We start from the raw sequence: 23,510 nt of genomic DNA, 5'->3' as shown, positions 1-23,510 counted from the left end.
TCTATAAATCCAAATCAATATTTAATTCTCCATCCAAGCCTTTTTCTACTATTTCCCTTAAGGTCTGGAGGTTTATTTTATTTCCTTGTTCTGATTCAATTCTTGTAATATAAGCACGTTTTTTACCTACTTTTTGGGCCAATTGCTCTTGGGTTAATTTCTTCTGCTCTCTTGCTTCTTTAAGCATTTCACCTATATTATTACCAGATATTTTCATACAAACAACTTTAAATTATTGTTTTTTAGACGAACAAAGCAATCGCACAAATGTAACTTAAAAGTTTCAATTATTGAGGTTTTTCGAAATGTTCTTATCAATGATTTAGACGACATATAAAAATCTATCTATAATATTTGTCCTGAAATATAATTTTAACTTGTTTAAAAAAAGCAATAATTATCCATTTCATTATTTTGACAGTCTCAACAAAGAACTCCTTCATAGTCCAGCATTAAAATAGTTATATAATCCCATTAAAATAGCCAACGCCATAGCCCGAATATTTTTAGGCTTCAAATAATAACCCGCTTCATCGGTATTGGTCATAAAGCCCATTTCAACAAGTACCGTTGGGCCATGCGCAACAGTCTCCCGAAGTACCTGAAAATTGGCAAACTTTACGCCCCTACTTTCAAAACCAAGCTTCCTATTCAGGTTTGCTTGTATATTATATGCTAGCCAAGTGGCTTCAATGGAATATTTGGCTTTCCGATTTGACACATAAACTTCAACACCCCTTGCATTTGGGTTATCAGAATAATTGCAGTGCAAGGACACAAACACATCCGTTTTGAGTGCCCTGGCCAATCGGCCCCTATCCTTTAGTGAAATCAAAGTATCGGTATATCTGGTCGAATAGATAGCAAATCTATCATCAAAAAGGGTTTTGTTAAGTACGGTAATTTCTTTGGCTACATTCAAAACCACATCTTTTTCCAATATATCATTTATACCTACGGCACCGGAATCGGTTCCACCATGTCCGGGGTCAATGACAATTGTTTTTTGCTGACCGAAAACAAAGCAGAATTGCAGGAGCGAAATCCAAAAACTGACGTTTTTGAGGCCCGGCCCCTTCCAAAATTTTAGAGTTATCAACATAGGTTTTTCAGATTTCCATACGATTTGATGCCAATTCACATCAAACAAAAACAATCGAATTTAAAATTTATTTTATTCACAAATTACTGATTATCAATTATTTGAATTGCAATATACAGTATTTTTCGAATATCAAAATCAAGCAAATTTTAAATCGATTCCATTATGAAAAAATCATTGTATGTAACCATTCTTTCACTGCTCATTTCAAGTACGACTTTTGCCCAGATCGGGGGCATCGAAGATTCCGTCAACGATGTTTCCGATACCATCCGTGCCATTTTCCCGATTATCCTCGGGGTCATATTCTTGATTGGGTTCCTGTTCAATGCAGGACATTTCTTTGGTGAAAATGCCGATTTGAAAAAAGGAATCACGCGGGTACTGGTCTTTGTACTCATTGCGGGAGCCGTAGTGGGCATCTTCACCTATTTAATTGGTATAGTGGTCTAATGAAACGGTTCGAGGTCTATAAAAACATTCGTAAGCGGGCTGTAATTATGGGGTTGCCCATATCCCTGTTCGCCTTGATGATGACATCCGTTATCAGCTCTTTACTGTTCATCATCTTTTCGTTCAGTTTTGCGGTCATCGTTTCCGTATTCCTATGGAACGGGACATTATATACAGTGCTGGCCCACCTTACCAAAAACCCTGCCTTGATGCAAATCAAAAAGGTATTCCCACAGACCATTAGCAACAAGAAGCAAACCAACCTGTACTATGAAGGCCCATAATGGGCATTAATTTGAAAACCTATATGAATAAAATAAATCTATCGGCATACCATCCCATTTTGGACATCCAGGGCCATATAATCTTTGCCAACAATGGCAATGTGGTCTTGGGCTACCAAGTGGACAATCCTGAAATCTACTCCCTGTCGGAAAAAGACTTTGAGGACATTCACGGTTCGTGGTTCCAGGCGTTCAAATCATTGCCCGTGGCTACGGTAATCCACAAACAGGACGTTTACCGCAAAAGCCACTATACGGCGAACGAGTTGCCCAATGATACCTTTCTCCAAAAAGCGATCCACGATTATTTTAAAGGGCGGGATTACCTGCAACATAGTTGCTATCTGTTCTTTGTCCTTCCTCACAACAAGACATTGAACGCTGCCAAGTTTACCAATCCGTTCCGTAAGATCGAAAAGGGTATCCATAAACAGATGGGCCATACCGTACAGGAGTTCATCGCTTCGGTGAACGATGCCGTTTCCTTTGTCAACAATAGCCGGAGGGTGTCCCTTTTTCCATTAAAGGAAAAAGAAATCTTTGAATTGACCGATACTTATTTTAACGGGTTCAACGACGGCTTCGATACCGATATTCAATTGAAGCCTGCCCGCCGTGGTGGGAAATCTAACATTGAAATCGGCGAAAACCATTTTGATGTGCTGGCCATCAATAACGAACTGTGTTTTGGCGATGTGGTACAGAGCAGCAAGACCAATGAAAAATTTACTTCGGACGATTTTGTGTTCCACCAAGGGTATATCGATGGATTGGGACTGAACCTTAATGAAAACCATATCGTCAACCAAATCATCTATCTGGACGACAAGCACAAATGGCGAAAGCTGCTCGATAAAAAAATCGAGGAACTGAAGAAGAGTTCCAATTTCGGTACGCAAAATAAGGTTGTCCTAAAGAAAATCGAGGACATCGTTGCCAAAATCAACGAGGATGACAGTTCGCGGATTATTCGAGGACATTTGAACATTGTTTTTTGGGATAAGGAGGAAGCACAGTTAGAAAGAATCGCTTCCAAAATCAAGACCGAGTTCAAGGAATTGGACGTCGTGCCTTACTACCCAAAGGGAGAGGAACGGAAAAACTATTTTCTGAACTCCTATTGCTGCCATGCCTCCAACTTTTCCAACGAGGATTTATACGTCACCGATTTAAAACACGCCCTTTGCTTGTATATCAACAATACCAATTACCAATCCGATGCCACGGGTATCATCTTTAACGACAGGCAACATAACATACCCGTACTGAAAGATGTATGGGACGAAAAAAAGAAACGCATCAAAGCCAGGAACTTTGCCGTTTTCGCCCCTACGGGCGAGGGCAAATCCTTTTTGGCCAATAACATCTTACGTCAATATTTCGAGCAAAATGTGAGACTGGTCATTATAGATTTAGGTGGTTCTTATGCCAAGTTTGCCAAGCTTTATCCTGATAAACACATCATTCTGCGGTACGAGCAAGGGAAAAATCTGGGCATCAACCCCTTTTATATCTCCGATGACAAGGATTTGACACCAGAGCGATTAGAGGATTTAGCCATTTTCATTTTGGAACTTTTGGCCTCCGGAAAAGCAACGACCAAAGCTGAAGAAGTTGCGGTCAAAAAAGTATTGCGACACTACTATTTACAGAATAGGAACAGTACCCATTCTTTAGAAAACCTATACCGATTCGTCGATGTGAAGAAGGACAGCCTTTTGGAAGAGCTGCACATCCAGGAACAGCATTTCAATATCTATGATTTTCTGCACATCCTTTCGGAGTATGTCGATGATGGACTGTACAGTTTCCTGTTCAACGTCAACGAAGACCAGACCTATAAAATCGAGGACAAACGGCTGATTGTCTTTGAACTGGACGAAGTGAAGGACAACAAGGAAATCCTATCCGTAATGCTCAAGCTCATCAAGTCCGCTATCCAACGCACCATTTGGAGGAACAAGGCCGAAAAAGGCATTATTCTCTTCGATGAGTTTGCCAAACAACTGAAGTTCGGCAACGTACTGGAAAGCGTGGAGTTCTACTATCAGGCCATCCGTAAACAGAACGGGGCCATTGGGATCATTCTCCAGTCCATCAACCAATTGCCCAATAATTCCACATCGGCAAGCATCCTTGAAAATACCCAGGTCATATACAGTCTAAGGAACGAAAAAGGGTATTCTGAACTACAAAAGAGGCTTAACCTCTCCAGTCATGACCTGAACCAATTGAAATCCATCCGGAACAACCTGACCGGGGATAGAAAGTACACCGAGATGTTCATCAAGATAGGAAAGGAAAGCAACATTTTCCGATTGGAAGTACCGCCGGAAGTCTTTGCCGCTTACCTCACCGACGGACAGGAAAACGAGGCCATAATGGCCATCTATAACGAAACAAACGATATGGAAACGGCCATTGGTCGCTTCTTGCAAGAATCACAATAATAATCACTTTAAAACACAGAAAAATGAGAAACAAAATCAAAATTTTAGTATTGGCACTAACCTTGGCCTTTTTATTGCCCGGCCGTGCCACGGCCCAGGGGATGCCCGTGTATGACAACACGAACTTTATTTCCTTTATGAAATCGTTGGTCGAATCCGCTAAACAGACCAGCAACCTGATGCAGACCGTCAAGTTTCTAAAACAGCAAAAAGAGAACATCGATAAGGTCAACAATGTCATCAAACAGTTAAAGGCGGTCAAGGAACTTGCCGAGAACAACCAACGCCTGTACCAAGTGGTGCAGGGCGATTTAAGGGAAATATTGAATTCCCCGTTTATCAAGCCCGATGAAGTTACCCGTATATCGGATTCCTTTGATGCCATTTTGGAAAATTCCATAGCGGCTATGGAATACATCGACCAAATCCTGTCCAGTGACAGTATGAAAATGACGGATGCCGAACGTGCGGCGGTCCTCAAGGAAAAGGAACTGGAATCCAAGGAAATGGTAGCGGAAATCGAGGCGAAGACCAGACGGTATCGGGAGATTATCGCCTTTCGGGAAATGCAACACAAAATCAATAACCGGGAAACGAATTATTGATGTCGGGTATTTTTTTGGGCATAGGACTGGAATATGTGGACACTATTTTTCAAACCATAAAAAATAGTGACTTCTCGCAATATACCATTGGGGGCATGAAGGCCCTTGCGGTACTGTTCTTCTTGGTCAATATCCTGAAAAAATACAACGAGGGCGTAGCGAACAACGAGGGCTATACCTGGGGGTTAACCCCTGCGGAACTGGCCAAGAACTTCGCCGTGGTCATTCTGGTCATTTTCTCAACACAGGTATTGGGCGTTTTCGATGCCATTTTGGTGGCCATCGAGACCCGATACCGGGACACGGCTCCGGCACTCCTCCCGTTGCAGATGCAGGATATTGACATCGAACAGGATGTGGGTGCCTTGGAAGCCGCCAAAAAAGCAATGGCTATATTATATGAAGCATTGGTGACACCATTGTACGGGATGAAGATGCTGGCGTTTATCATCGGGGTGTTCCTTTGGTTGTTGGATTTGTTCATCTATCCCTTGTTTCTGGCGGAGCGGTTTTTCCTATTGGGCATCATGCAGGCTTTTTTCCCGTTGGTCATCAGTTTGGCTGTCTTTGAAAAGTTCAGATCTTTGGCGTACAATTTCTTCAAGCTGTATGCCGGGGTCTATATGTTGGTGCCGGCCTTTTTCTTGGTGAATGTATTCGTGAACAACCTCTACACCGAAATCAATACGAATTTTTGGAGCAACCTGTTCGGAACGGATTGGGGGAGCAGCTTTTTTGCCCCGTTGCTGCAATTGGGTTCCATCGGGTTTATCGTATTCCTGAAGTTCAAACTGTACCGCAGGGCCATCTCCTTCACCTTTAAACTTTTTAGTGCCTAAGACATTAGGTTATTATTCATCCATACTTAAAATGAAAACACCTTATAAAAACATATACGACATTCTAAAGCTCAACCGCTTTATTATATTGACGGTCGTTATAGGGGCCGTACTGACCTGTATTGTTTCCGTACTGATGGTCATCAAATTACATAAGGAAACAGTTAATAATGCCTTTGTGGTCAATTCGGACGGTAGCGTGATTCCCTTGAAATTGGTCTCCCAACGGGAAAATCTGAACGTGGAGGCATTGGCCCATCTGGAGCTGTTCCATACCTATTTCTACAATATCGATGCGAGCAATTACGAAAGAAATCTGGAAAAGGCGCTGTGGTTGGGCAATAGCTCGGTGGATGCCCTGTACCGCCAGAAAAAGGCCGATGGGGTCTATAACCGTTTGTTACAGTATTCGCTCGTTCAAAAAGTGTTGAGTATCGAATCCAAAGTGGATATCCAAAACGAGCCTTACAGATTTGAGACCAGGACCACATTTGAAATCAATCGGGGTTCCATAACCGATACCTACGAGCTTATCACAACAGGCAACCTTATCAAGGTGGACAGGAACTTTCCGAACAATACCCACGGATTGCTGATTACCGCCTTTTTTGAAAAAACATTACGAAAAATCAATGATGAACAATAAAACCTGTACAAAATGAAGGTAGAAAAAAACAAAATCATCTTTTCCATTGTATTGGTATGCATCCTGCTTTTTATAGGTAGCTATGCCATGCTGGTATTGGGAGAGGATGAAGAACCGACCTTGGAAAATAACCAGGTTCCCGTACCGGAACTGGAGGACGACCAAAAACAGTACGATTCCAAATTGGATGCCCTGAACGATTTAAAGGAGGTCAGGCAGACCAACGCACCAAGCATCTATGATGAACGGCTATTGGATTCCACGGGGATATATGACCCGGATTTGTTGGACAAGAGAAAAATGCAATTGGTGGACAGTATCTACCAACAAGGGCAGATTAAGTATTTGGAACAATCCTATGAAAACATCAATCCGAGATACAGGCCATCGAAACCGACTATTGAGGAGAAAAAGGACACTATCGATGTCATTTATGAACAGGAAACCGAGGTCGTAGTCAAGGAACGTGCTTTGGAGCACCAGCTCTTTTTTGCTTCCCATCCCATTGAGAATGATGATTTGAATGCAAAAAGCACGGACGGTTTCATCTATGTCCGTGTGGATGGCACGCAGACCGTCAAGACCAATTATCGCCTACAGATGCGACTCCTTAAAGATGCGACTATTTACGGAAAATGGATTCCCAAGAATACGCCCATTTATGGATTTGTCAGCTTTAAGCCCAATAGGACAATTATCGATATTGAAAACATCAATCATCAACCCGTAAAATTAAAGGCTCATGACTATCAAGACGGTAGCGAGGGGATTTATGTAGAAAACAGCTTTAGGGCCGAGGTCACCAATGAAATCGTTGGCGATATGGTTGACGATATCAACATTGCCGGTGTACCACAGGTCAGCGGGTTCAAGAAGATTTTCCAGCGGAACCACCGCAATGTCAAAGTAACGATTACCGATAACTACAGGCTCATTTTAAAAATATCCAAGACCAAATTTCAAGGAAAGCCCATGATGGGCAATTATTAAATATCAATCTTATGAAAACTTTTATCACTTTACTGTTATTGACTTTTACAATCTCGATACAGGCACAGAGATCACTCGATACCATTTATGCCAATGACCAAAAGAACGTTGCTTTGTTCTTTCCCAAACCTATTCGACAGGGTATTACAGGAGCTTCCCATTTTGTATTTACCTACAACCGTGAGAAGGAACAGTATTTTGGATTGTTACAGGCTAAACAGGGGACCGAAAGCAACCTATTGACCGTCACCAGTGACGGCAAGGTGTATTCCTATATTTTGAAGTATTCCGAAAAACTTCCTAAACTCAACTATTTCATCGATGAGGATGAAAGCATCGGCAATGAAAGTCCTATAATGGAAATACCCAAAACTGGAAACAGTATAACAGCTTCCAATAAGGACAGAACGGCTTATTTTGGAAGGGCAAGCGAATATTTGCTCAGATCCAGTTCTGAAACCATTGCCACAGAACGCAAAAAAGGAATCCGGTTAAAGTTACAGAAAATGGCCTACGATGCTTCCGAAGTGTATCTGGTCATAGAGGTCAAGAACAAATCCGGAATCGATTTTGAAATCGATTATCTCAATATGTACCGTGCCAACGGGAACAGCAAACGTAAGGCCTCCTACCAACGGTTACAGCAAGAGGTAATCTATAAACATAAAATGCCCAAGTCTCTTGCCAATGGACAATCGCAACGATTTGTATTTGTGCTCCCAAAGTTTGTCCTGGGCGATAACGAAAAACTGATGCTGGAGCTGAAGGAACTGAACGGGAGCAGGAAGATGATTTTGGAGACCAAAATTTAAGAGATATTTTTCACCCCTTTTTTTGTGATTAAAAAAGTATATTTGTTATAAATATAACAATATGACAAAACAAATTAATGGAAAATAGAACAGAAGGAGCCTGGATAATTCACCATACAAAAAAACTTCAAGAAGTTACGAGAACCTCTGATTTTGAAGATATAGAACTTGCCGGAAAATGCGGTTTGCTTTTATCTAGTTTAGCCGCTTCTGAACAGGAAAGCACACTCAATAAGGATAAAGTAAATGCAATTTCTGATTCTTTAAACATTAATAAAAAATTAGAGTTACCTATAATAAAACAAACTCTCAAAGATGCTCATTTAATTGACATCTCTCAAAGTGGTGATATTTCAATCTTAGGTATTACAACTTCTGGGGTTTTAACTCACACATCCGAAATTTTTAATGAATCTTCAAATAATTTCCAAAAAGCATCTTTAGAACTAACCAACTATAGTTCTGACAAACCCATAAAAGAGAAATTATTAAAAGAATATATCGGAGATAATTATAAGCTTGACAGTAAAACTAATACAAAACTATTTCAACAATCCGAAGATATTGGAATAATAGATTTTGAACAATTTGATGGTGCAAAAACTTATTTTAATGGAAATCTTTTCAAAAGAGATTCCGTCGAAAAAACAGCGAAAGTATTAAGTTCTTTAAGTTCCGATGATGCAAAAAAAGTTTCAGATCTAGATATTTTAATTTCTAAAGATGGATGTGTAACCATAGAAACTGCTCTTACAATACTTGGACAGACTCTAATGTCAAAATTACAATCTATCGCTATGTATGATTTTAATGAGGTTAGCAATAATCAGCATTCTAAAATATTTTTAACGAAACCTTCTTCTTTTGCAAAATTTGGAAACCCATTTGAGGATGATGCATTGGATTTGGCTAAAGCTTTTATTTCTTCGTTGATTTATGGCTTAAAAGTTAGTACTTCAAATCGAGGAAAGATTCAGGATTATTCAATGCTTACAAACACTTTAAGAAAACTATTAAGAGGTGAAAGAGTTGGTCCATGTACAGCAATTGGGCAAGATTATCAAGTATTAGAAATGAATAGAGTAATTCAATTGGAACATGGTCACGGAAGTAGGTTTTATATGAGATTATTGAAATATGATATTGCACAAATAGCTCTTGATGTAATTGAGAAAGGAGACCTTGCGGAAAAATCTACATTGGAATCAGGAATTAGCAGTACTAGTGTTTCAAATTATACTGGACCTGAAGAGAATAGATGGAAAGTCCGCAGGAAAAAATCAACATCACCTAGTCTAAACGTTGGTGAATTATTAAGAACAATGAGAAATTAATATGGAAAAACAAACAGAACTTTTTAAAGGCGAGTTAATGGAAGAGAAATTACGTTTGTATTTTCTAAATAATGGTTATTATGTAGCACGTGGAATAAAATATGTATTTGAAGGAAATGAAATAACAGATATTGACTTGTTTTTGTATGGCCGAGTGTCAAGTTTGAGTAGGGAACGAACAAATGTTGATATTAAAAACAAAAAATCTCCTAAAGCATTTGAACGAATTTTATGGGCAAAAGGTTTACAGCAATTGCTCGGATTCGACAGTTGTGTGGTTGCAACAACCGACAGAAAAGAAGTTGTTAGAAAATACGGACACAGGCACGATACAACTATTTTAGACGGTAGTTTTCTTCAAAAACTGTCTTATAATAATATAGAACGAATTTCCGAAGAAGAATTATTAGCACTTTTTAATTCTATAAAAAGTTATAAAGAGTTTAAAAATCAAACTTGGAAAACCCTTTATGAAAAATCTAAATCTCGATTACTAAGTGAACTAGATTTTAGCGGTTATAACTCAACCTTAATAATTCTTTATTATTTCATAAAAAAGTGTTTTGATGCACAAAAAAAGGAAATAGCATTAAGAGCTACTTACATTATACTTTCCCATAGCTTTTTAATTCTTGACTATATATTAAAGGATATTGCTTTTTTGGAACCTGACCAAAGAAAATCAATATTAAGCGATGGCTTTAAATATGGAAATTTGGGGCAAGAAGGAGTTGACAGGACTATTGAAATGGCAGTAAAAATTGCCAGTTCCAAAATGTCTGTAAGCCAGATTAAAAAATCTTTAGACACAACCGAAATGGATATTTTAAAAGAATATTACTCTAAAGTTGAAACTATCAAAGGAATATTTAAATGGGCAATATCATTTGAAAAAAAAGCATTTGAAAAAAGTTTAACAAAACCAAATGACCTTGATATCGAATTAAAAGGCTCTTTAGCCCTTATGCTCGATTTTTTCAAAATAAATCGAAAAGATTTTTTTGAACTCTACAAATAAATCATTCAAAGATGTTACTTAAACCCAATCCGCTTCCTGTTCTGTTGGTCAATCTGTACCTTATCCTTTTGTAAAGATAGTTCAACGCTTGGTGGATGTCCTTGAATTTAACGTTCATTTCTTTTTCAAGTTTGGCTACTTGTTCCTTTAAATTACCATAGTCCGCAAGATGTTTCCTATACATGACAAAAGCCCGGACAATGGAAATGTTTGCCTGTATAGCCTTTTTACTCTTCAGTACACTTGAGAGCATGGCAACCCCTTGTTCGGTAAATGCAAAAGGAGCATACCGTAAGCCCATTCTATTTGATTCATTGGACATCACAAATTGTGACCTCCAATTTTTCAGTTCACTCTTTGGTCAAGTTTACTTCAAACAATCCTCAAATGGTCGTGTGCCGTTTCCCTATAGTTCGGACTCCTTTTTGATTCCTTTAGTTTTGCCTTTAATTTGGTCATATCGTTACTGATTTTCCTTTCAATAACCCTGGCATACTTTTGCGTAGTGGACAGTTTGGTATGCCCCAATAATTTAGAGACCGTTTCGACGGGGACATTGTTTAAAAGCGTTACCGTTGTGGCGAAGGTGTGCCTGGCCACATGAAAGGTCAAATGTTTTTTGATATGTGTACGTTTGGCAATTATCTTTAGGTATTCGTTCACTTTTTGATTGGAATAAACGGGCAATAAAGAGTGCCCGTTATCGGCATTGGGAAAATCCGAATAGCGGTCAAGGACTCTTTTTGCCTCTTCAAGAAGTGGAACTTTTACAGGAGTGTTCGTCTTTTTACGCCGCACATTTATCCATTCCTCCCCGTCGATGCCCGTAACGATATCGTTTTTCTTCAACAGCTTTACTTCTATATAGGCAAGCCCCGTATAGCACGAGAAAATAAAAATGTCCCTGACCACTCCTATTCCAATCTCCTGTATATGGGAAGAGGCCAATTTTTCCAGTTCTTGGGAATCCAGATAATCGCTGTCGTATTGTTCAAACTTAAATTCGTAAAAGTTGAAAGGGTTTGTTCGGACGCATCCAAATTTCGTGGCGATGCCCATCAATTTTTGGAACCGTTCCATGTGTTTCATGATGCCATTGTTGTTCAATGGTTGGGATTTCCTCAACGGGGGACAGGTTTGGAGGTAGGTTTCAAATTTGGCAAGAAAGGCATAATCGATGACCGCAAGGTTGATATCGGGGGTATTATACTTTTTCTTTATAAACCTTAATAGGTACTTTATTGTAGCCGAGTAGTTTTTGGCGGTTCCCTGTTCGAGTTTTTGCAGTTCATGGTCGGTATGGTATTTGACCAGTTCCGACAATGTACCAAAGCTCTTGTCCTTGCCCAGATAACGCAGTTTGATGGCCTGGGCGGTAATCAGCCCGTTTTCCGAGTGCAGTTGTCTATGGCAGTCCAATAATTTTGCGTAGACATCGTCCAGATATCCGTTGGTATCCTTCGCCTTAGAAGTTCGGGGGTTCAACCTCCCCGATGCCTTGCACCAATTCTCTTCGGTGGTTGAACGTTTTACGCTGATATCGGCACGGATGCCGTCAACATTGACACGGGCATAGATGGGTATCTGCCCGTTTTTTTTTCGGCACGACCTTTTGAGCCAAAAATAGACATTGAATGTTTTTGAGGTTTTCACGATTTTCGTTTAAATGGAACAATCCGTTAAACGAAAGTCAAATCACTGTGAAGGTCAAATCGGGCAATATCCGCAAGTTACGAAATCCTGCCTGAAAAAATAGGACACCTATTAGGACACCTTGATATATGGTCTTAATTGATATCAAATGAAAACCAATAAAATGTATTTCATTGGTTTTCATTTATTTACAGATTTTAAAATTTCTTTTAAAACCCATTTTGTCGGGGTGGCAGGATTCGAACCTGCGACCTCCTGCTCCCAAAGCAGGCGCGATAACCGGGCTACGCTACACCCCGAGGTATTATTTTGGAAATAGCGGAGAGACCGGGACTCGAACCCGGGCAGCACTTACGCGCTGACAGATTAGCAATCTGCTCCGTTACCACTCCGGCACCTCTCCTATTTTTTATGAACGTGCATTCTAAAAATGCGGATGCAAATGTACCTTTTCAGAAACAAGATCGCAACTATTTTTTCATTTTTTTATTGCAACTTTTATCATCATCCTGCTATTCAGGATATTCCACCCTTAAATGATAGATATTGGTGAGCTTCTGTTTAAGCACTTTCTTTACCATTTCGATTTCTTTGAGCGTAATATTGGCATTTAAAAACTGATCGGCCTGCATTTGTCCTTTTACAATTTTCTCCACAAACGCATCTATTATACCGTAAGTTGGGTTCTTTAAGCTTTTGGAAGCCGCTTCCACTGCATCCGACATCATTAAAATAGCTGTTTCCTTGGAGAATGGTACAGGTCCTGGGTATTTAAAGTTTGCCGGATCGGCATCTTTGTCCAACTCTTGTTGTTTTTTAAAAAAATAATACACCAGTGTGGTTCCATGGTGCGTTCGAATAAAATCTATGACCCGATCGGGAACATTGTTTTTTCTTGCAATCTCAATACCTTTAATTACGTGGTCTATTATAATCTTTGCACTTTCCTTTGGCGGTAGATCGTCGTGCGGATTTACATTGGTAATCTGATTTTCCGTGAAGTAGGTCGGATTCTCCATTTTTCCAATATCGTGGTATAGCGCACCCACTCTTACCAACATTGCATTTGCCCCAATCTCGTTTGCTGCTGCTTCGGCCAAATTGGCCACTTGCAGGGAATGGTGGAACGTGCCCGGTGCTTTATCCGATAATTCTTTGAGCAATTTGGAGTTGGTGTCGGACAGTTCCAATAACGACACGTCGGATACAAGACCAAAAACTTTTTCGAACATATAAATTAACGGTTGCGCAAAAAGAGTCAAAAGTCCATTCAAAACAAAAACCCCGAACAAAACCCACTCTATATTGTCCAGATTCCCCTCGTGTATGGCATGAAAGGCAAAATATCCCACAATGTAAATCAAGGTGATCTGACCTACCGATATAAATAGATTTGCTCTCTTGTAAAGTTCGGAAGCCGTTAAAATAGTAACAATACCTGCGATTATCTGTAAAAAGATGTATTCAAAGCTGTTAGGTACAACAAAACCAAGAATCAGAACTGTTAGCACATGGACAAAAAGACCCAATCTCGCATCAAAAAAATTCTTTAGCACCAATGGAAGTATACACAAAGGCACCATGTAAACAAAATTTTCGTAATGTTTCACCATTAATGTTGTGGCGACGACCATCAACAAAATGTTGAAGAAAATAAAAGTAACCTTATTGTTGTTCAGAAAAATATCGCTTCTGTAGCGTTTCAAAAACAGAAACAACATAATGAGCACCAAGGCCACCAATATCGTATACCCAAGTAGTATAAAATAATAATTGCTTCCCATCCATAATTCGGACTCATACTCATCCCTAAGGGAGCTCAGCACTTTAAAATCTTCATTCTCTACTATTTCACCTTTTGATATGATCAGTTTTCCTTGGTCTACCTCTCCACGGGTATAGGAAATTTTAGAAAGTTCGTCGTTCAGGGCACTTTCTGTTAGAACATTGTCGTAGAACAAATTGGCTTTAAGGTTGTTCCTGATAATCCCTGACAACCTATCCGTGCCATAACTGTTGGCATCGGACAAATATTCGGTCACTGCTTTTTTGGCGAGCTCTACATTCTGGTAATCATTGGGAGCAATGGGTTGTGCCTCATTATTTTTTACTACCACGGTTGCTCGGGACTGGGGCATATTTTGAAAAATCCCATGGTCATATACATGTGTGAGAACTTCTTCGGATAAATTTTTCAATGATTCCCGTTGGCTTGATGTAAAAATTTCGGTCTGGAACAAGGTATTTATCCCATTCGAGACTTCTGCCCTCACCTCCGAAACAACAGTTGAACTATACGTGTAGTAATCCGTTTTATTGGTTCGAATGGTTGATTGCTCCTCCTCTACCTCTTGTTGGGTCTTATGTATGGAAAAGTCAATGGGAGCGTATAAATTCTCATATTGCCACGGCTTACCTTTCTGGAATTCGTATTTAAACTTTCCTCCTTTTGGAAAAAAAAACACGATTAAGGCCACCGAGACCACATACAGGAAATACTTGTAGACCAGCGATTGATGTTTGTATACATTGTCCAAAGTTTTTCCCATTCCCTTATTCTATTAGCTTCAAAAATAGAAAATATATAACTAAGAAGTCCGTTGACCGAACTCCCCATTGGTTTGCATTTAAATTTAGTATTTTCGCAGGAGTAAAAATGCACATATGAAAAAAGTTGTAATCGTTTCCGCTGCCAGAACGCCAATAGGTAGTTTTATGGGAGCCCTATCCAGTGTTCCAGCCCCTAAATTAGGTGCAGTTGCCATTAAGGGCGCATTGGAGAAAATCGGCCTTAAGCCCGAACTTGTCGAAGAGGTTTTGATGGGCAATGTGATACAAGCAGGTACTGGGCAGGCACCTGCAAGACAAGCTGCCATTTTTGCCGGAATTCCCAATACTGTTCCTTGTACCACCGTTAATAAAGTTTGTTCTTCCGGAATGAAAACCATTATGCAGGGCGCACAATCCATTGCCCTGGGCGAAAACTCCATAGTTGTTGCCGGTGGTATGGAAAATATGAGTATGATCCCACACTATGTAAATATGAGACAGGGCACCAAATTTGGTCCTGCCACTATGGTGGACGGTATGCAAAAGGACGGTTTGGTCGATGCTTATGATCAAAACGCCATGGGGGTTTGTGCCGATGCCTGCGCAACCGAATATAAGTTTAGTAGAGAAGATCAAGACGCTTACGCGGTTCAATCGTACAAACGCTCAGCCGACGCATGGAAAGCAGGAAAATTCAACAACGAAGTGGTTCCCGTGGAAGTTCCACAGCGAAGAGGCGAGCCAATAGTGGTTAGTGAAGACGAAGAATTCAAAAATATAAAGCTTGAGAAAGTACCCGCTTTGCGACCGGCCTTCTCTAAGGATGGCACGGTAACCGCAGCAAATGCATCCACCATTAACGATGGTGCAGCCGCCGTTGTTTTGATGAGTGAGGAAAAGGCGAATGAACTGGGATTAAAACCTCTTGCAACCATTAAGGGGTATGCCGACGCCGCCCACGAACCTGAATGGTTCACCACGGCACCTGCCAAAGCTTTACCAAAAGCACTGGACCGCGCAGGCGTTTCCATAGAAGACATTGATTATTTTGAGTTCAATGAAGCATTTTCAGTGGTCGGATTGGCCAACATGAAGATTCTTGGACTAAATGATTCCAATGTAAACGTAAATGGCGGCGCAGTATCCCTAGGGCACCCGCTAGGATGTTCCGGTGCTCGAATCACGATTACCCTGTTGAACATTTTGGAACAAAATAATGCCAAACTTGGGGCTGCGGCCATCTGTAATGGTGGTGGTGGCGCCTCCTCAATTGTTTTGGAAAGAAATTAGTGATTCAAGCCGTACAGTAAATGCAATATGGAATTTGTCCTCTAAGCGTTGTTCCTATACGAACAAATCCGGACGATGGTGCCGAAATGACTTCCCAGTTGTTATACGGGGAGCACTTTAAGGTATTGGAGAAAAGGAAGAAATGGAGCAGGATTCGGTCAGCTTATGACAATTTTGAAGGTTGGACACCCAATAATCAGCTAACCTTTATCGAAGAGCAAACTTTTGAAAGGATACATGCAATGGATCCTCAAAAAATATGTGCCGACGTAATATCCCATATTTGCACGGAAAACGGAATGTTACTGCCCATTCTTATGGGTTCCATGATCAATGCCCCGGAATTGCTGAACCACACTTTTGAAGGAAGCATACATACTGGAAAAACTCCAAAGGAAAGCTTGGTGGATACGGCCATTTTATACTTGAAGGCTCCTTTTTTATCGGGTGGAAAAACTCCTTTTGGTATTGATTGCGCCGGGTTTACTCAAATGGTTTACAAGATAAATGGGCATTCGCTGGCAAGAACCGCCGAAAATCAATCCAAACAAGGTGAAGCTTTGAGCTTTATCGAAGAAAGTGAACCAGGCGACCTTGCTTTTTTTGATAACAACGAAGGGGTGATCGATCATGTTGGCATAATCTTAAAGGACAACTACATTATCCATGTCCATGGTCATGTTCGCATTGATCGGATCGACCACACGGGAATCTTTAATTCAGAAGAGAAACTATATACCCATCAATTAAGGGTCATTAAAAAAGTGATATAAAAAAAGCCCCGTTTTAGCGGGGCTCTTTTTTTATAGAAGAATTACGATTATTCTCCCAAAAGCTTTTTAATTCTCATGTAGTTATCGTTATCACCCAATGCTCCGTAAATATTCTTCAACTGTGTAAGAATACTTTCATTGTCAGGATTGGATTGTAATGCATCTTCCAAAACTTTGGCTCCCTCTCTAAAAAGGCGGTCCTTTTCATCTTTAAGTTCGTCGTACTTGGCTATGTCCGCCTTAGAAGTTCCCAAAGCATTCATTTCATCGATAAGACCGTTTCCTTCGTTTACATATGTAGTGGAAAGGTTTAATAACGCATTGATGTAACCTGGATCAATGGCCAAAGTCTTTTTGTAGGCATCTCTAGCGTCCTCTAAGTTGCCTTGCTCCATATTTATTACTCCAATGTTGTAAAGCAAGTCAGGATTGTCCGGAGCCATTGCGGAAGCTTGCCCCATCAACTCCTTGAATTTATCTTTTTGCCCCATGGCATAGTATAGGTTGGCTTCTCCAAGCACTAGGTTCACATCATCTGGGTTTTCCGCCCTGGCATCTGCATATGCTTCCACCGCCTTCTCGTTATTGCCCATTTGTTGATAGATCAAGGCAATATTCTTTACGATTTCCGGCTTCTTGGATGGGCTCACCTCTTCCTTAGGGTCTTTGTGCGTTCCGGCTTTTACATATAGATCGCGGGTGGCTTTGTCCATAGTTTCTGTTTCACCGGACTCGACATTAACCGCAGTATAGCTTACAGATTCACCATTATAACCCAATTCCTTTAGTTCATTATAGTACTTTAAGGCCTCTTCGTAGTTTTGACCATTTACTGCACTACTTGCTGCATAGTACAAATAAACCGTATCCTTAGGGCTTAGTTTATACCCCATGTAAAGTTTTTCGGCAGCCTCACCGAACTTTTTGTTGTTGTTGTCCTCTACTGCAGAGTTAACCAAGTCAGCTGTCATTTGAGACATTTTTTCTTGGGCTACAGCAGTAAATTTGGCTTTGCCACTAGCTTCTTCTACAGCGATTACCTTATTGTAGGCATCTACGGCTGATTGAAAAGCAGAAACGTCACCTTTCTTGGCCAAATCGTAATTGGCGTTTCCTAAAAGCGCGTAATACTCGGCCTGTTCCCTTTCCTTGGCCGAGTCGATTGTTGAGGCGGCACTGGTCAAGGCTGCTTTTGCCGCAGCCGCATCACCATTTTTAAGTGCTTTCTCCGCCGCCTTCATCTCATCCTTCTGTGCAAATCCCATTGTGGAAATTCCCATGGCCAGAAGTACAATTATTTTTGTTCTCATGTTAAAAATTCTAATTATTTAGTGTTTATCTATTATTACTTAGTTGAAATTATTCTTTATCCTCGGTGTTATTATCAATAGCTGTGCCATCTTCACCGTTCACCTCGATATCCCTAATATCCACTTCGTCCACAGGGTCATCTTCTTTCATTACTTTGGCTACCGCGGCAATGGAATCGTTGTCCTTTAAGTTGATCAAGCGGACTCCTTGTGTGGCCCTGCCCATTACCCTAAGATCTTCTACACCCATTCTAATGGCGATTCCTGATTTATTGATAATCATCAAATCATCGGTATCGGTAACATTCTTTATGGCGACAAGTCCTCCGGTTTTCTCGGTAATGGAAATAGTTTTTACACCTTTACCACCTCTATTGGTGATTCGGTAGTCATCAATATTGGATCGTTTTCCGTAACCTCTTTCGGAAACCACCAAAATGTCATCCTCGAAATTATGTACGGATACCATTCCTACCACCTCATCGTTTTCATCTGCCAAGGATACACCTCTTACACCGGATGCGTTTCTACCCATTGGTCTGGTCTTGGACTCCTCAAAACGGATGGCCTTACCGGATTTAAGTCCCAAGAATATTTGACTAGTGCCCGTGGTTAGCTTTGCTTCCAATAGCTCATCACCATCTTTGATGGTTATGGCGTTGATTCCATTTTGACGAGGTCTTGAGTATTGCTCCAAGGAAGTCTTTTTAACGGTTCCCTTCTTTGTGGCCATGATTACATAGTGACTGTTCACATAGTCTTCGTCCTTAAGATCTTGGGTACAGATAAAGGCTTTGACCTTATCATCCTGTTCTATATTGATAAGATTTTGGATAGCCCTTCCTTTTGAAGTTCTACTTCCTTCGGGAATTTCATATACACGCATCCAGAAACACTTTCCTTTCTGAGTGAAGAACAACATGTACTGATGGTTGGTCCCTACAAATAAATGCTCCAAGAAATCCTCGTTCCTTGTGGACGATGCCTTTTGGCCCACCCCGCCCCTGTTCTGGGTCTTATATTCGGTTAGCGAAGTTCGTTTAATGTATCCTGCATGCGAAATGGTTATGACCACTTGCTCATCCGGGATCATGTCCTCTATGCTCAAGTCACCTCCTGCATAGTTGATTTCCGATCTTCTATCATCCCCATACTTTTCTTTTATCTCAAGAAGTTCATCTTTGATGATCTGCATTCTTCGTTCTTTCTTGGAAAGAATATCTTTTAGATCCTCGATGGTCTTCAAAAGTTCGGCATGCTCTTCTCTTAATTTGTCCTGCTCCAGACCGGTAAGTTGACGCAAGCGCATTTCTACGATTGCCTTCGCCTGAACCTCTGTCAATTTAAAGCGTTCGATCAAATTGTTACGGGCCTCCTCTACATTGGAGGACCCTCGGATAATCGCAATCACCTCATCTATATTGTCGGAAGCTATAATGAGTCCTTCCAGGATATGCGCACGATCTTCGGCCTTTTTAAGCTCGAACTTGGTTCTACGGACCACGACATCGTGCCTATGCTCCACAAAATGGTGAATGATGTCCTTTAGGTTCAACAGCTCCGGCCTACCATTGACCAATGCAATATTGTTGACACTAAAAGAGGATTGAAGCGCCGTGTACTTGTACAACATGTTAAGTACGATGTTCGGAATGGCGTCGCGCTTTAAAATGTAAACGATGCGCATACCATTTCTATCGGATTCATCCCGAATGGTAGAAATGCCCTCGATTTTCTTTTCATTAACGAGGTCGGCGGTCTTTTTGATCATATCCGCCTTGTTCACCTGATATGGGATTTCGGTAACCACGATACTTTCTTTCCCTTGTACTTCCTCAATAGTGGCCTTGGCACGCATTACCACACGTCCACGACCAGTGTGGAAAGCTTCCTTTACACCATCGTAGCCATAAATAATTCCACCCGTTGGAAAATCCGGGGCTTTAATGTGTGTGATCAGTTCATCTATTTCAATATCATGGTTATCTATATAGGCAACAGTACCATCCACCACTTCCGATAAATTGTGGGGAGGCATATTGGTTGCCATACCCACAGCGATACCGGATGCCCCGTTCACCAACAAGTTGGGAATACGGGTGGGCAATACGGTGGGTTCTTGGATGGTATCATCAAAATTAAGCTGATGATCTACCGTATCCTTGTCAATATCGGCCAACATTTCTTCGGCGATCTTGCGCATTTTGGCCTCGGTATAACGCATGGCCGCAGGGCTATCGCCATCTACAGAGCCAAAGTTACCTTGACCATCTACCAACATATACCTGAGACTCCACTCCTGTGCCATTCTCACCATGGTATCATACACAGAAGAATCCCCATGCGGGTGATACTTACCTAAAACCTCCCCTACAATACGGGCCGATTTTTTGTGTGAACTATTGGCCCTTACACCCAAATCGTGCATTCCGTAGAGCACTCTCCTATGTACAGGTTTTAAACCATCACGAACATCTGGCAGGGCACGTGACACAATGACCGACATTGAATAATCAATGTAGGCAGATTTCATCTCATCCTCAATATTAATGGGAATTAACTTTTCTCCTTCCGCCATGCTTATTTATTATTGTTTTTTTGTGGTTAAATTATCATGGCAATATACAGAAAATACGAGCCTTTATAGCCCTTTACTAAGACTTTATTAAAAAAATTATCAACAGTTCGGATTGATAACCGAGCTGCCAATAAAGCTTTGTTAAATCCGGTTAAAAAAGTTATTTATTCCGACATTTAGCACTACTTTATCGAATAAGGGTACGGTATTTGCCCATCGTAACAATACTTTTATTAATTTTAATTGCTGAAAAAGAAACGTATGGACGATAATTTCTCCCCCCGCGTAAAAGACGTTATAGCATACAGCAAGGAAGAAGCCCTGAGATTGGGCCATGATTTCATTGGAACGGAACACCTTATGCTGGGTCTTTTAAGAGACGGGAATGGCAAGGCCATAAACATATTGGACGCACTGGACGTGGACTTGGACCACCTTCGCAGAAAGGTGGAAATACTGAGTCCTGCAAATCCCAATACAGGAACAATACAGAAGGATAAAAAAAATCTTCACCTTACGCGCCAAGCGGAAAGAGCATTGAAGACCACCTTCCTGGAGGCAAAGCTTTTCCAAAGTTCCTCCATAAATACAGCGCACCTTTTGCTCTGTATTCTTAGGAACGAGAATGACCCTACAACAAAATTGTTGCACAAGCTAAAAGTGGATTACGACAATGTAAAGGAACAGTTCAAATCCATGATCACCAGTGACGATGATTATATTGATTCCCCTCAAGCAGAATCTTTCCCTGGCGACGCTGACGATATGGGCGATAGCAAAGAAAGTTCCTTTGGTTCCGGATCCGCTCCAAAGGGAAACAAAAAATCCAAGACACCGGTCTTGGACAATTTTGGCAGGGACCTCACTCGTTTGGCCGAAGATAACAAACTTGATCCCGTTGTGGGCAGAGAGAAGGAAATTGAGCGTGTTTCCCAAATATTGAGTCGTAGAAAAAAGAACAACCCATTACTTATTGGTGAGCCAGGAGTTGGTAAAAGTGCCATTGCCGAAGGTTTGGCGCTGCGCATTATCAACAAAAAGGTTTCACGTATTCTTTACAACAAAAGAGTGGTGACCTTGGATTTGGCTTCGTTGGTGGCAGGCACAAAATACCGTGGCCAGTTTGAAGAGCGAATGAAAGCCGTAATGAACGAGTTGGAGAAGAACGACGATATCATCTTGTTCATTGATGAGATACATACCATTGTTGGTGCCGGGGGTGCAACAGGCAGCTTGGATGCTTCCAATATGTTTAAACCCGCATTGGCAAGGGGTGAGATACAATGTATCGGAGCAACTACGCTTGATGAGTATAGACAATATATAGAAAAAGATGGTGCCTTGGAGCGTCGATTCCAAAAGGTTATGGTAGAACCTACTTCCGTGGAAGAGACCATCGAGATTTTGATGAACATCAAAGGGAAGTACGAAGAACACCACAACGTAAACTATACGGACGACGCCATTATGGCCTGTGTAAAATTGACCAACCGCTACATGACGGACCGCTTTTTACCGGACAAGGCCATCGATGCCTTGGACGAGGCTGGATCAAGAGTGCATATCGTGAACATGGATGTTCCCAAACAAATTCTGGAACTGGAAGGCCAGTTGGAAGACGTTCGCGAACTTAAGAACAGCGTTGTCAAAAAACAGAAATACGAAGAAGCCGCCAAACTTAGAGACGACGAAAAACGTCTCGAAAAAGAATTGGCATCCGCCCAAGAACGCTGGGAAGAGGAAAGCAAGTTACATCGGGAAACGGTCTCCGAGGACAACGTTGCCGACGTGGTTTCCATGATGAGTGGAATACCCGTGAACAGAATTGCCCAGACCGAAAGCAACAAATTGGCAGAACTGCCCAATTTGATCAAAGGCTTTGTAATAGGCCAGGACGAAGCCGTAACCAAAGTTGCACGGGCCATTCAAAGAAACCGTGCCGGACTCAAAGACCCTAACAAACCAATAGGTTCGTTCATTTTCTTGGGACAAACAGGGGTCGGTAAAACCCAATTGGCCAAAATTCTGGCCAAGGAACTGTTCGATTCCGAAGATGCCCTTATTCGCATAGATATGAGCGAGTACATGGAAAAATTCGCCATTTCGAGATTGGTAGGGGCCCCTCCCGGATACGTAGGTTACGAAGAAGGCGGTCAGTTAACGGAAAAAGTACGCCGCAAACCCTATTCCGTAGTATTGTTGGACGAGGTGGAAAAAGCACATCCCGATGTTTTCAATATGCTTTTACAGGTATTGGATGATGGATTCTTGACCGATAGTCTTGGACGTAAGATCGACTTTAGGAACACCATAATTATTATGACCTCCAATATAGGTGCCAGACAGTTAAAAGATTTTGGACAAGGTGTAGGTTTCGGAACCGCTGCAAAAAAGGCACAGGCCGATAGCCATCAAAAAAGTGTAATTGAAAACGCCTTAAAAAAAGCATTTGCTCCGGAATTCCTTAACAGGATCGATGATGTCGTAGTATTCAATGCTTTGGAGAGAGAAGATATCCATAAAATTATCGATATTGAATTGAACAAGCTGTACAAGCGAATCAAGGAAATCGGCTATGACCTGAATCTATCCGAAAAAGCAAAAGACTACATCGCCAACAAAGGGTTCGATAAACAATATGGTGCACGACCTCTTAAAAGAGCCATCCAAAAATATATTGAAGATGCCCTTGCAGAGGAAATAGTGAATTCTAAGTTGGAAGAAGGCGACAGTATTTTTATGGATCTGGACGAGAAAAATGATGAACTCACCATTAAAATAAAAAAGGCCGAGAAATCGCCCGAAGCCGAAAAATAATTTGAA

At 41.1% G+C, this 23,510-nt stretch carries 20 protein-coding genes and 2 tRNA genes; 13 read left to right on the top strand and 9 right to left on the bottom strand.

Annotated features, from left to right (window positions below; all coding sequences use genetic code 11):
* Position 1 precedes the first annotated feature (1 nt).
* Both ABTP35_RS13065 and ABTP35_RS13060 read right to left on the bottom strand, forming a co-directional pair.
* Positions 2–217 (bottom strand): helix-turn-helix domain-containing protein, encoded by a 216-nt coding sequence (locus ABTP35_RS13065; protein ID WP_094998119.1) that lies wholly within the window; start codon positions 215–217, stop codon positions 2–4.
* Between the two features lie 222 nt (positions 218–439).
* Complete coding sequence (locus tag ABTP35_RS13060) at positions 440–1,102, bottom strand: N-acetylmuramoyl-L-alanine amidase (RefSeq protein ID WP_094999272.1); 663 nt, start codon at positions 1,100–1,102, stop codon at positions 440–442.
* A 165-nt stretch (positions 1,103–1,267) separates the two neighbouring features.
* Here ABTP35_RS13060 and ABTP35_RS13055 point away from each other — a divergent pair, with 165 nt between their 5' ends.
* The 10 genes from ABTP35_RS13055 to ABTP35_RS13010 all read left to right on the top strand — a co-directional run bounded on the left by ABTP35_RS13055 (position 1,268) and on the right by ABTP35_RS13010 (position 10,533).
* Complete coding sequence (locus ABTP35_RS13055; protein ID WP_094998118.1) at positions 1,268–1,555, top strand: hypothetical protein; 288 nt, start codon at positions 1,268–1,270, stop codon at positions 1,553–1,555.
* A complete protein-coding gene (locus ABTP35_RS13050) occupies positions 1,555–1,839 on the top strand; it encodes a hypothetical protein (RefSeq protein WP_094998117.1) in 285 nt (94 codons plus the stop codon). The genes ABTP35_RS13055 and ABTP35_RS13050 overlap by 1 nt, the downstream gene beginning before the upstream one ends.
* Before the next feature lie 23 nt (positions 1,840–1,862).
* The gene (locus ABTP35_RS13045; protein ID WP_094999271.1) at positions 1,863–4,289 is read left to right on the top strand and encodes a TraG family conjugative transposon ATPase; all 2,427 of its coding nucleotides are present in this window, start codon (positions 1,863–1,865) and stop codon (positions 4,287–4,289) included.
* Between the two features lie 23 nt (positions 4,290–4,312).
* Entirely contained in the window at positions 4,313–4,894 is a 582-nt protein-coding gene (locus tag ABTP35_RS13040; RefSeq protein WP_094998116.1) for a conjugal transfer protein, read from the top strand.
* Positions 4,894–5,733 carry a hypothetical protein gene (locus ABTP35_RS13035; protein WP_094998115.1) on the top strand — a complete coding sequence of 280 codons (840 nt, stop codon included), beginning with the start codon at positions 4,894–4,896 and terminating at the stop codon, positions 5,731–5,733. The genes ABTP35_RS13040 and ABTP35_RS13035 overlap by 1 nt, the downstream gene beginning before the upstream one ends.
* A 31-nt stretch (positions 5,734–5,764) precedes the next feature.
* Complete coding sequence (locus ABTP35_RS13030; RefSeq protein WP_094998114.1) at positions 5,765–6,379, top strand: conjugal transfer protein TraK; 615 nt, start codon at positions 5,765–5,767, stop codon at positions 6,377–6,379.
* Positions 6,380–6,391: 12 nt separating this feature from the next.
* On the top strand, positions 6,392–7,369 hold the full coding sequence (gene traM / locus ABTP35_RS13025) for a conjugative transposon protein TraM (RefSeq protein ID WP_094998113.1): 978 nt from the start codon (positions 6,392–6,394) through the stop codon (positions 7,367–7,369).
* Positions 7,370–7,380: 11 nt separating this feature from the next.
* A complete protein-coding gene (locus ABTP35_RS13020; protein WP_094998112.1) occupies positions 7,381–8,181 on the top strand; it encodes a DUF4138 domain-containing protein in 801 nt (266 codons plus the stop codon).
* Positions 8,182–8,258: 77 nt separating this feature from the next.
* Entirely contained in the window at positions 8,259–9,515 is a 1,257-nt protein-coding gene (locus tag ABTP35_RS13015) for a hypothetical protein (RefSeq protein ID WP_094998111.1), read from the top strand.
* Position 9,516: 1 nt separating this feature from the next.
* The gene (locus ABTP35_RS13010) at positions 9,517–10,533 is read left to right on the top strand and encodes a hypothetical protein (RefSeq protein WP_094998110.1); all 1,017 of its coding nucleotides are present in this window, start codon (positions 9,517–9,519) and stop codon (positions 10,531–10,533) included.
* A 1-nt stretch (position 10,534) separates the two neighbouring features.
* Here ABTP35_RS13010 and ABTP35_RS13005 read toward each other — a convergent pair whose 3' ends face one another.
* The 5 genes from ABTP35_RS13005 to ABTP35_RS12985 all read right to left on the bottom strand — a co-directional run bounded on the left by ABTP35_RS13005 (position 10,535) and on the right by ABTP35_RS12985 (position 14,735).
* Positions 10,535–10,882 carry an ORF6N domain-containing protein gene (locus ABTP35_RS13005; protein ID WP_262890576.1) on the bottom strand — a complete coding sequence of 116 codons (348 nt, stop codon included), beginning with the start codon at positions 10,880–10,882 and terminating at the stop codon, positions 10,535–10,537.
* Positions 10,883–10,905: 23 nt separating this feature from the next.
* Positions 10,906–12,186: a site-specific integrase gene (locus ABTP35_RS13000; protein ID WP_094998108.1), complete on the bottom strand. Its 1,281-nt coding sequence runs from the start codon at positions 12,184–12,186 to the stop codon at positions 10,906–10,908.
* Between the two features lie 224 nt (positions 12,187–12,410).
* Positions 12,411–12,485 (bottom strand) — tRNA-Pro (locus tag ABTP35_RS12995).
* Between the two features lie 20 nt (positions 12,486–12,505).
* Positions 12,506–12,589 (bottom strand) — tRNA-Ser (locus ABTP35_RS12990).
* A gap of 109 nt (positions 12,590–12,698) precedes the next feature.
* Positions 12,699–14,735, bottom strand: a complete 2,037-nt coding sequence (locus ABTP35_RS12985) for an HDIG domain-containing metalloprotein (protein WP_293295892.1) — start codon at positions 14,733–14,735, stop codon at positions 12,699–12,701.
* A gap of 115 nt (positions 14,736–14,850) precedes the next feature.
* Between ABTP35_RS12985 and ABTP35_RS12980 the strand changes: the two genes are divergently transcribed.
* Together ABTP35_RS12980 and ABTP35_RS12975 are read left to right on the top strand one after the other, a co-directional pair.
* The gene (locus ABTP35_RS12980; protein ID WP_293295894.1) at positions 14,851–16,026 is read left to right on the top strand and encodes an acetyl-CoA C-acyltransferase; all 1,176 of its coding nucleotides are present in this window, start codon (positions 14,851–14,853) and stop codon (positions 16,024–16,026) included.
* A gap of 20 nt (positions 16,027–16,046) precedes the next feature.
* Entirely contained in the window at positions 16,047–16,799 is a 753-nt protein-coding gene (locus tag ABTP35_RS12975) for an NlpC/P60 family protein (protein ID WP_224834847.1), read from the top strand.
* A gap of 47 nt (positions 16,800–16,846) precedes the next feature.
* On the opposite strand, the gene ABTP35_RS12970 is transcribed toward ABTP35_RS12975, so the two are convergent.
* Together ABTP35_RS12970 and gyrA are read right to left on the bottom strand one after the other, a co-directional pair.
* Positions 16,847–18,109, bottom strand: a complete 1,263-nt coding sequence (locus ABTP35_RS12970; RefSeq protein ID WP_224834848.1) for a tetratricopeptide repeat protein — start codon at positions 18,107–18,109, stop codon at positions 16,847–16,849.
* A gap of 49 nt (positions 18,110–18,158) precedes the next feature.
* The gene (gene gyrA, locus ABTP35_RS12965; RefSeq protein WP_293295897.1) at positions 18,159–20,687 is read right to left on the bottom strand and encodes a DNA gyrase subunit A; all 2,529 of its coding nucleotides are present in this window, start codon (positions 20,685–20,687) and stop codon (positions 18,159–18,161) included.
* A gap of 261 nt (positions 20,688–20,948) precedes the next feature.
* Between gyrA and ABTP35_RS12960 the strand changes: the two genes are divergently transcribed.
* A complete protein-coding gene (locus ABTP35_RS12960; RefSeq protein WP_293295899.1) occupies positions 20,949–23,504 on the top strand; it encodes an ATP-dependent Clp protease ATP-binding subunit in 2,556 nt (851 codons plus the stop codon).
* Positions 23,505–23,510 lie beyond the last annotated feature (6 nt).

The sequence above is a fragment of the Flagellimonas alginilytica genome (assembly GCF_042134605.1).
Taxonomy (GTDB): domain Bacteria; phylum Bacteroidota; class Bacteroidia; order Flavobacteriales; family Flavobacteriaceae; genus Flagellimonas; species Flagellimonas alginolytica.
The sequence above is the reverse complement of the archived record's forward strand: the minus strand, read 5'-3'. Positions and strand labels throughout refer to the sequence as shown.

Coding starts and splice junctions, on each gene's coding strand:
- traM (WP_094998113.1), top strand. CDS start 6,392: ATGAAGGTAGAAAAAAACAAAATCATCTTTTCCATTGTATTGGTATGC.
- ABTP35_RS13055 (WP_094998118.1), top strand. CDS start 1,268: ATGAAAAAATCATTGTATGTAACCATTCTTTCACTGCTCATTTCAAGT.
- ABTP35_RS13015 (WP_094998111.1), top strand. CDS start 8,259: ATGGAAAATAGAACAGAAGGAGCCTGGATAATTCACCATACAAAAAAA.
- ABTP35_RS13040 (WP_094998116.1), top strand. CDS start 4,313: ATGAGAAACAAAATCAAAATTTTAGTATTGGCACTAACCTTGGCCTTT.
- ABTP35_RS12970 (WP_224834848.1), bottom strand. CDS start 18,109: ATGAGAACAAAAATAATTGTACTTCTGGCCATGGGAATTTCCACAATG.
- ABTP35_RS13045 (WP_094999271.1), top strand. CDS start 1,863: ATGAATAAAATAAATCTATCGGCATACCATCCCATTTTGGACATCCAG.
- ABTP35_RS12980 (WP_293295894.1), top strand. CDS start 14,851: ATGAAAAAAGTTGTAATCGTTTCCGCTGCCAGAACGCCAATAGGTAGT.
- ABTP35_RS12975 (WP_224834847.1), top strand. CDS start 16,047: ATGCAATATGGAATTTGTCCTCTAAGCGTTGTTCCTATACGAACAAAT.
- ABTP35_RS13030 (WP_094998114.1), top strand. CDS start 5,765: ATGAAAACACCTTATAAAAACATATACGACATTCTAAAGCTCAACCGC.
- ABTP35_RS13065 (WP_094998119.1), bottom strand. CDS start 217: ATGAAAATATCTGGTAATAATATAGGTGAAATGCTTAAAGAAGCAAGA.
- gyrA (WP_293295897.1), bottom strand. CDS start 20,687: ATGGCGGAAGGAGAAAAGTTAATTCCCATTAATATTGAGGATGAGATG.
- ABTP35_RS13060 (WP_094999272.1), bottom strand. CDS start 1,102: ATGTTGATAACTCTAAAATTTTGGAAGGGGCCGGGCCTCAAAAACGTC.
- ABTP35_RS12985 (WP_293295892.1), bottom strand. CDS start 14,735: ATGGGAAAAACTTTGGACAATGTATACAAACATCAATCGCTGGTCTAC.
- ABTP35_RS13010 (WP_094998110.1), top strand. CDS start 9,517: ATGGAAAAACAAACAGAACTTTTTAAAGGCGAGTTAATGGAAGAGAAA.
- ABTP35_RS13035 (WP_094998115.1), top strand. CDS start 4,894: ATGTCGGGTATTTTTTTGGGCATAGGACTGGAATATGTGGACACTATT.
- ABTP35_RS13020 (WP_094998112.1), top strand. CDS start 7,381: ATGAAAACTTTTATCACTTTACTGTTATTGACTTTTACAATCTCGATA.
- ABTP35_RS12960 (WP_293295899.1), top strand. CDS start 20,949: ATGGACGATAATTTCTCCCCCCGCGTAAAAGACGTTATAGCATACAGC.
- ABTP35_RS13050 (WP_094998117.1), top strand. CDS start 1,555: ATGAAACGGTTCGAGGTCTATAAAAACATTCGTAAGCGGGCTGTAATT.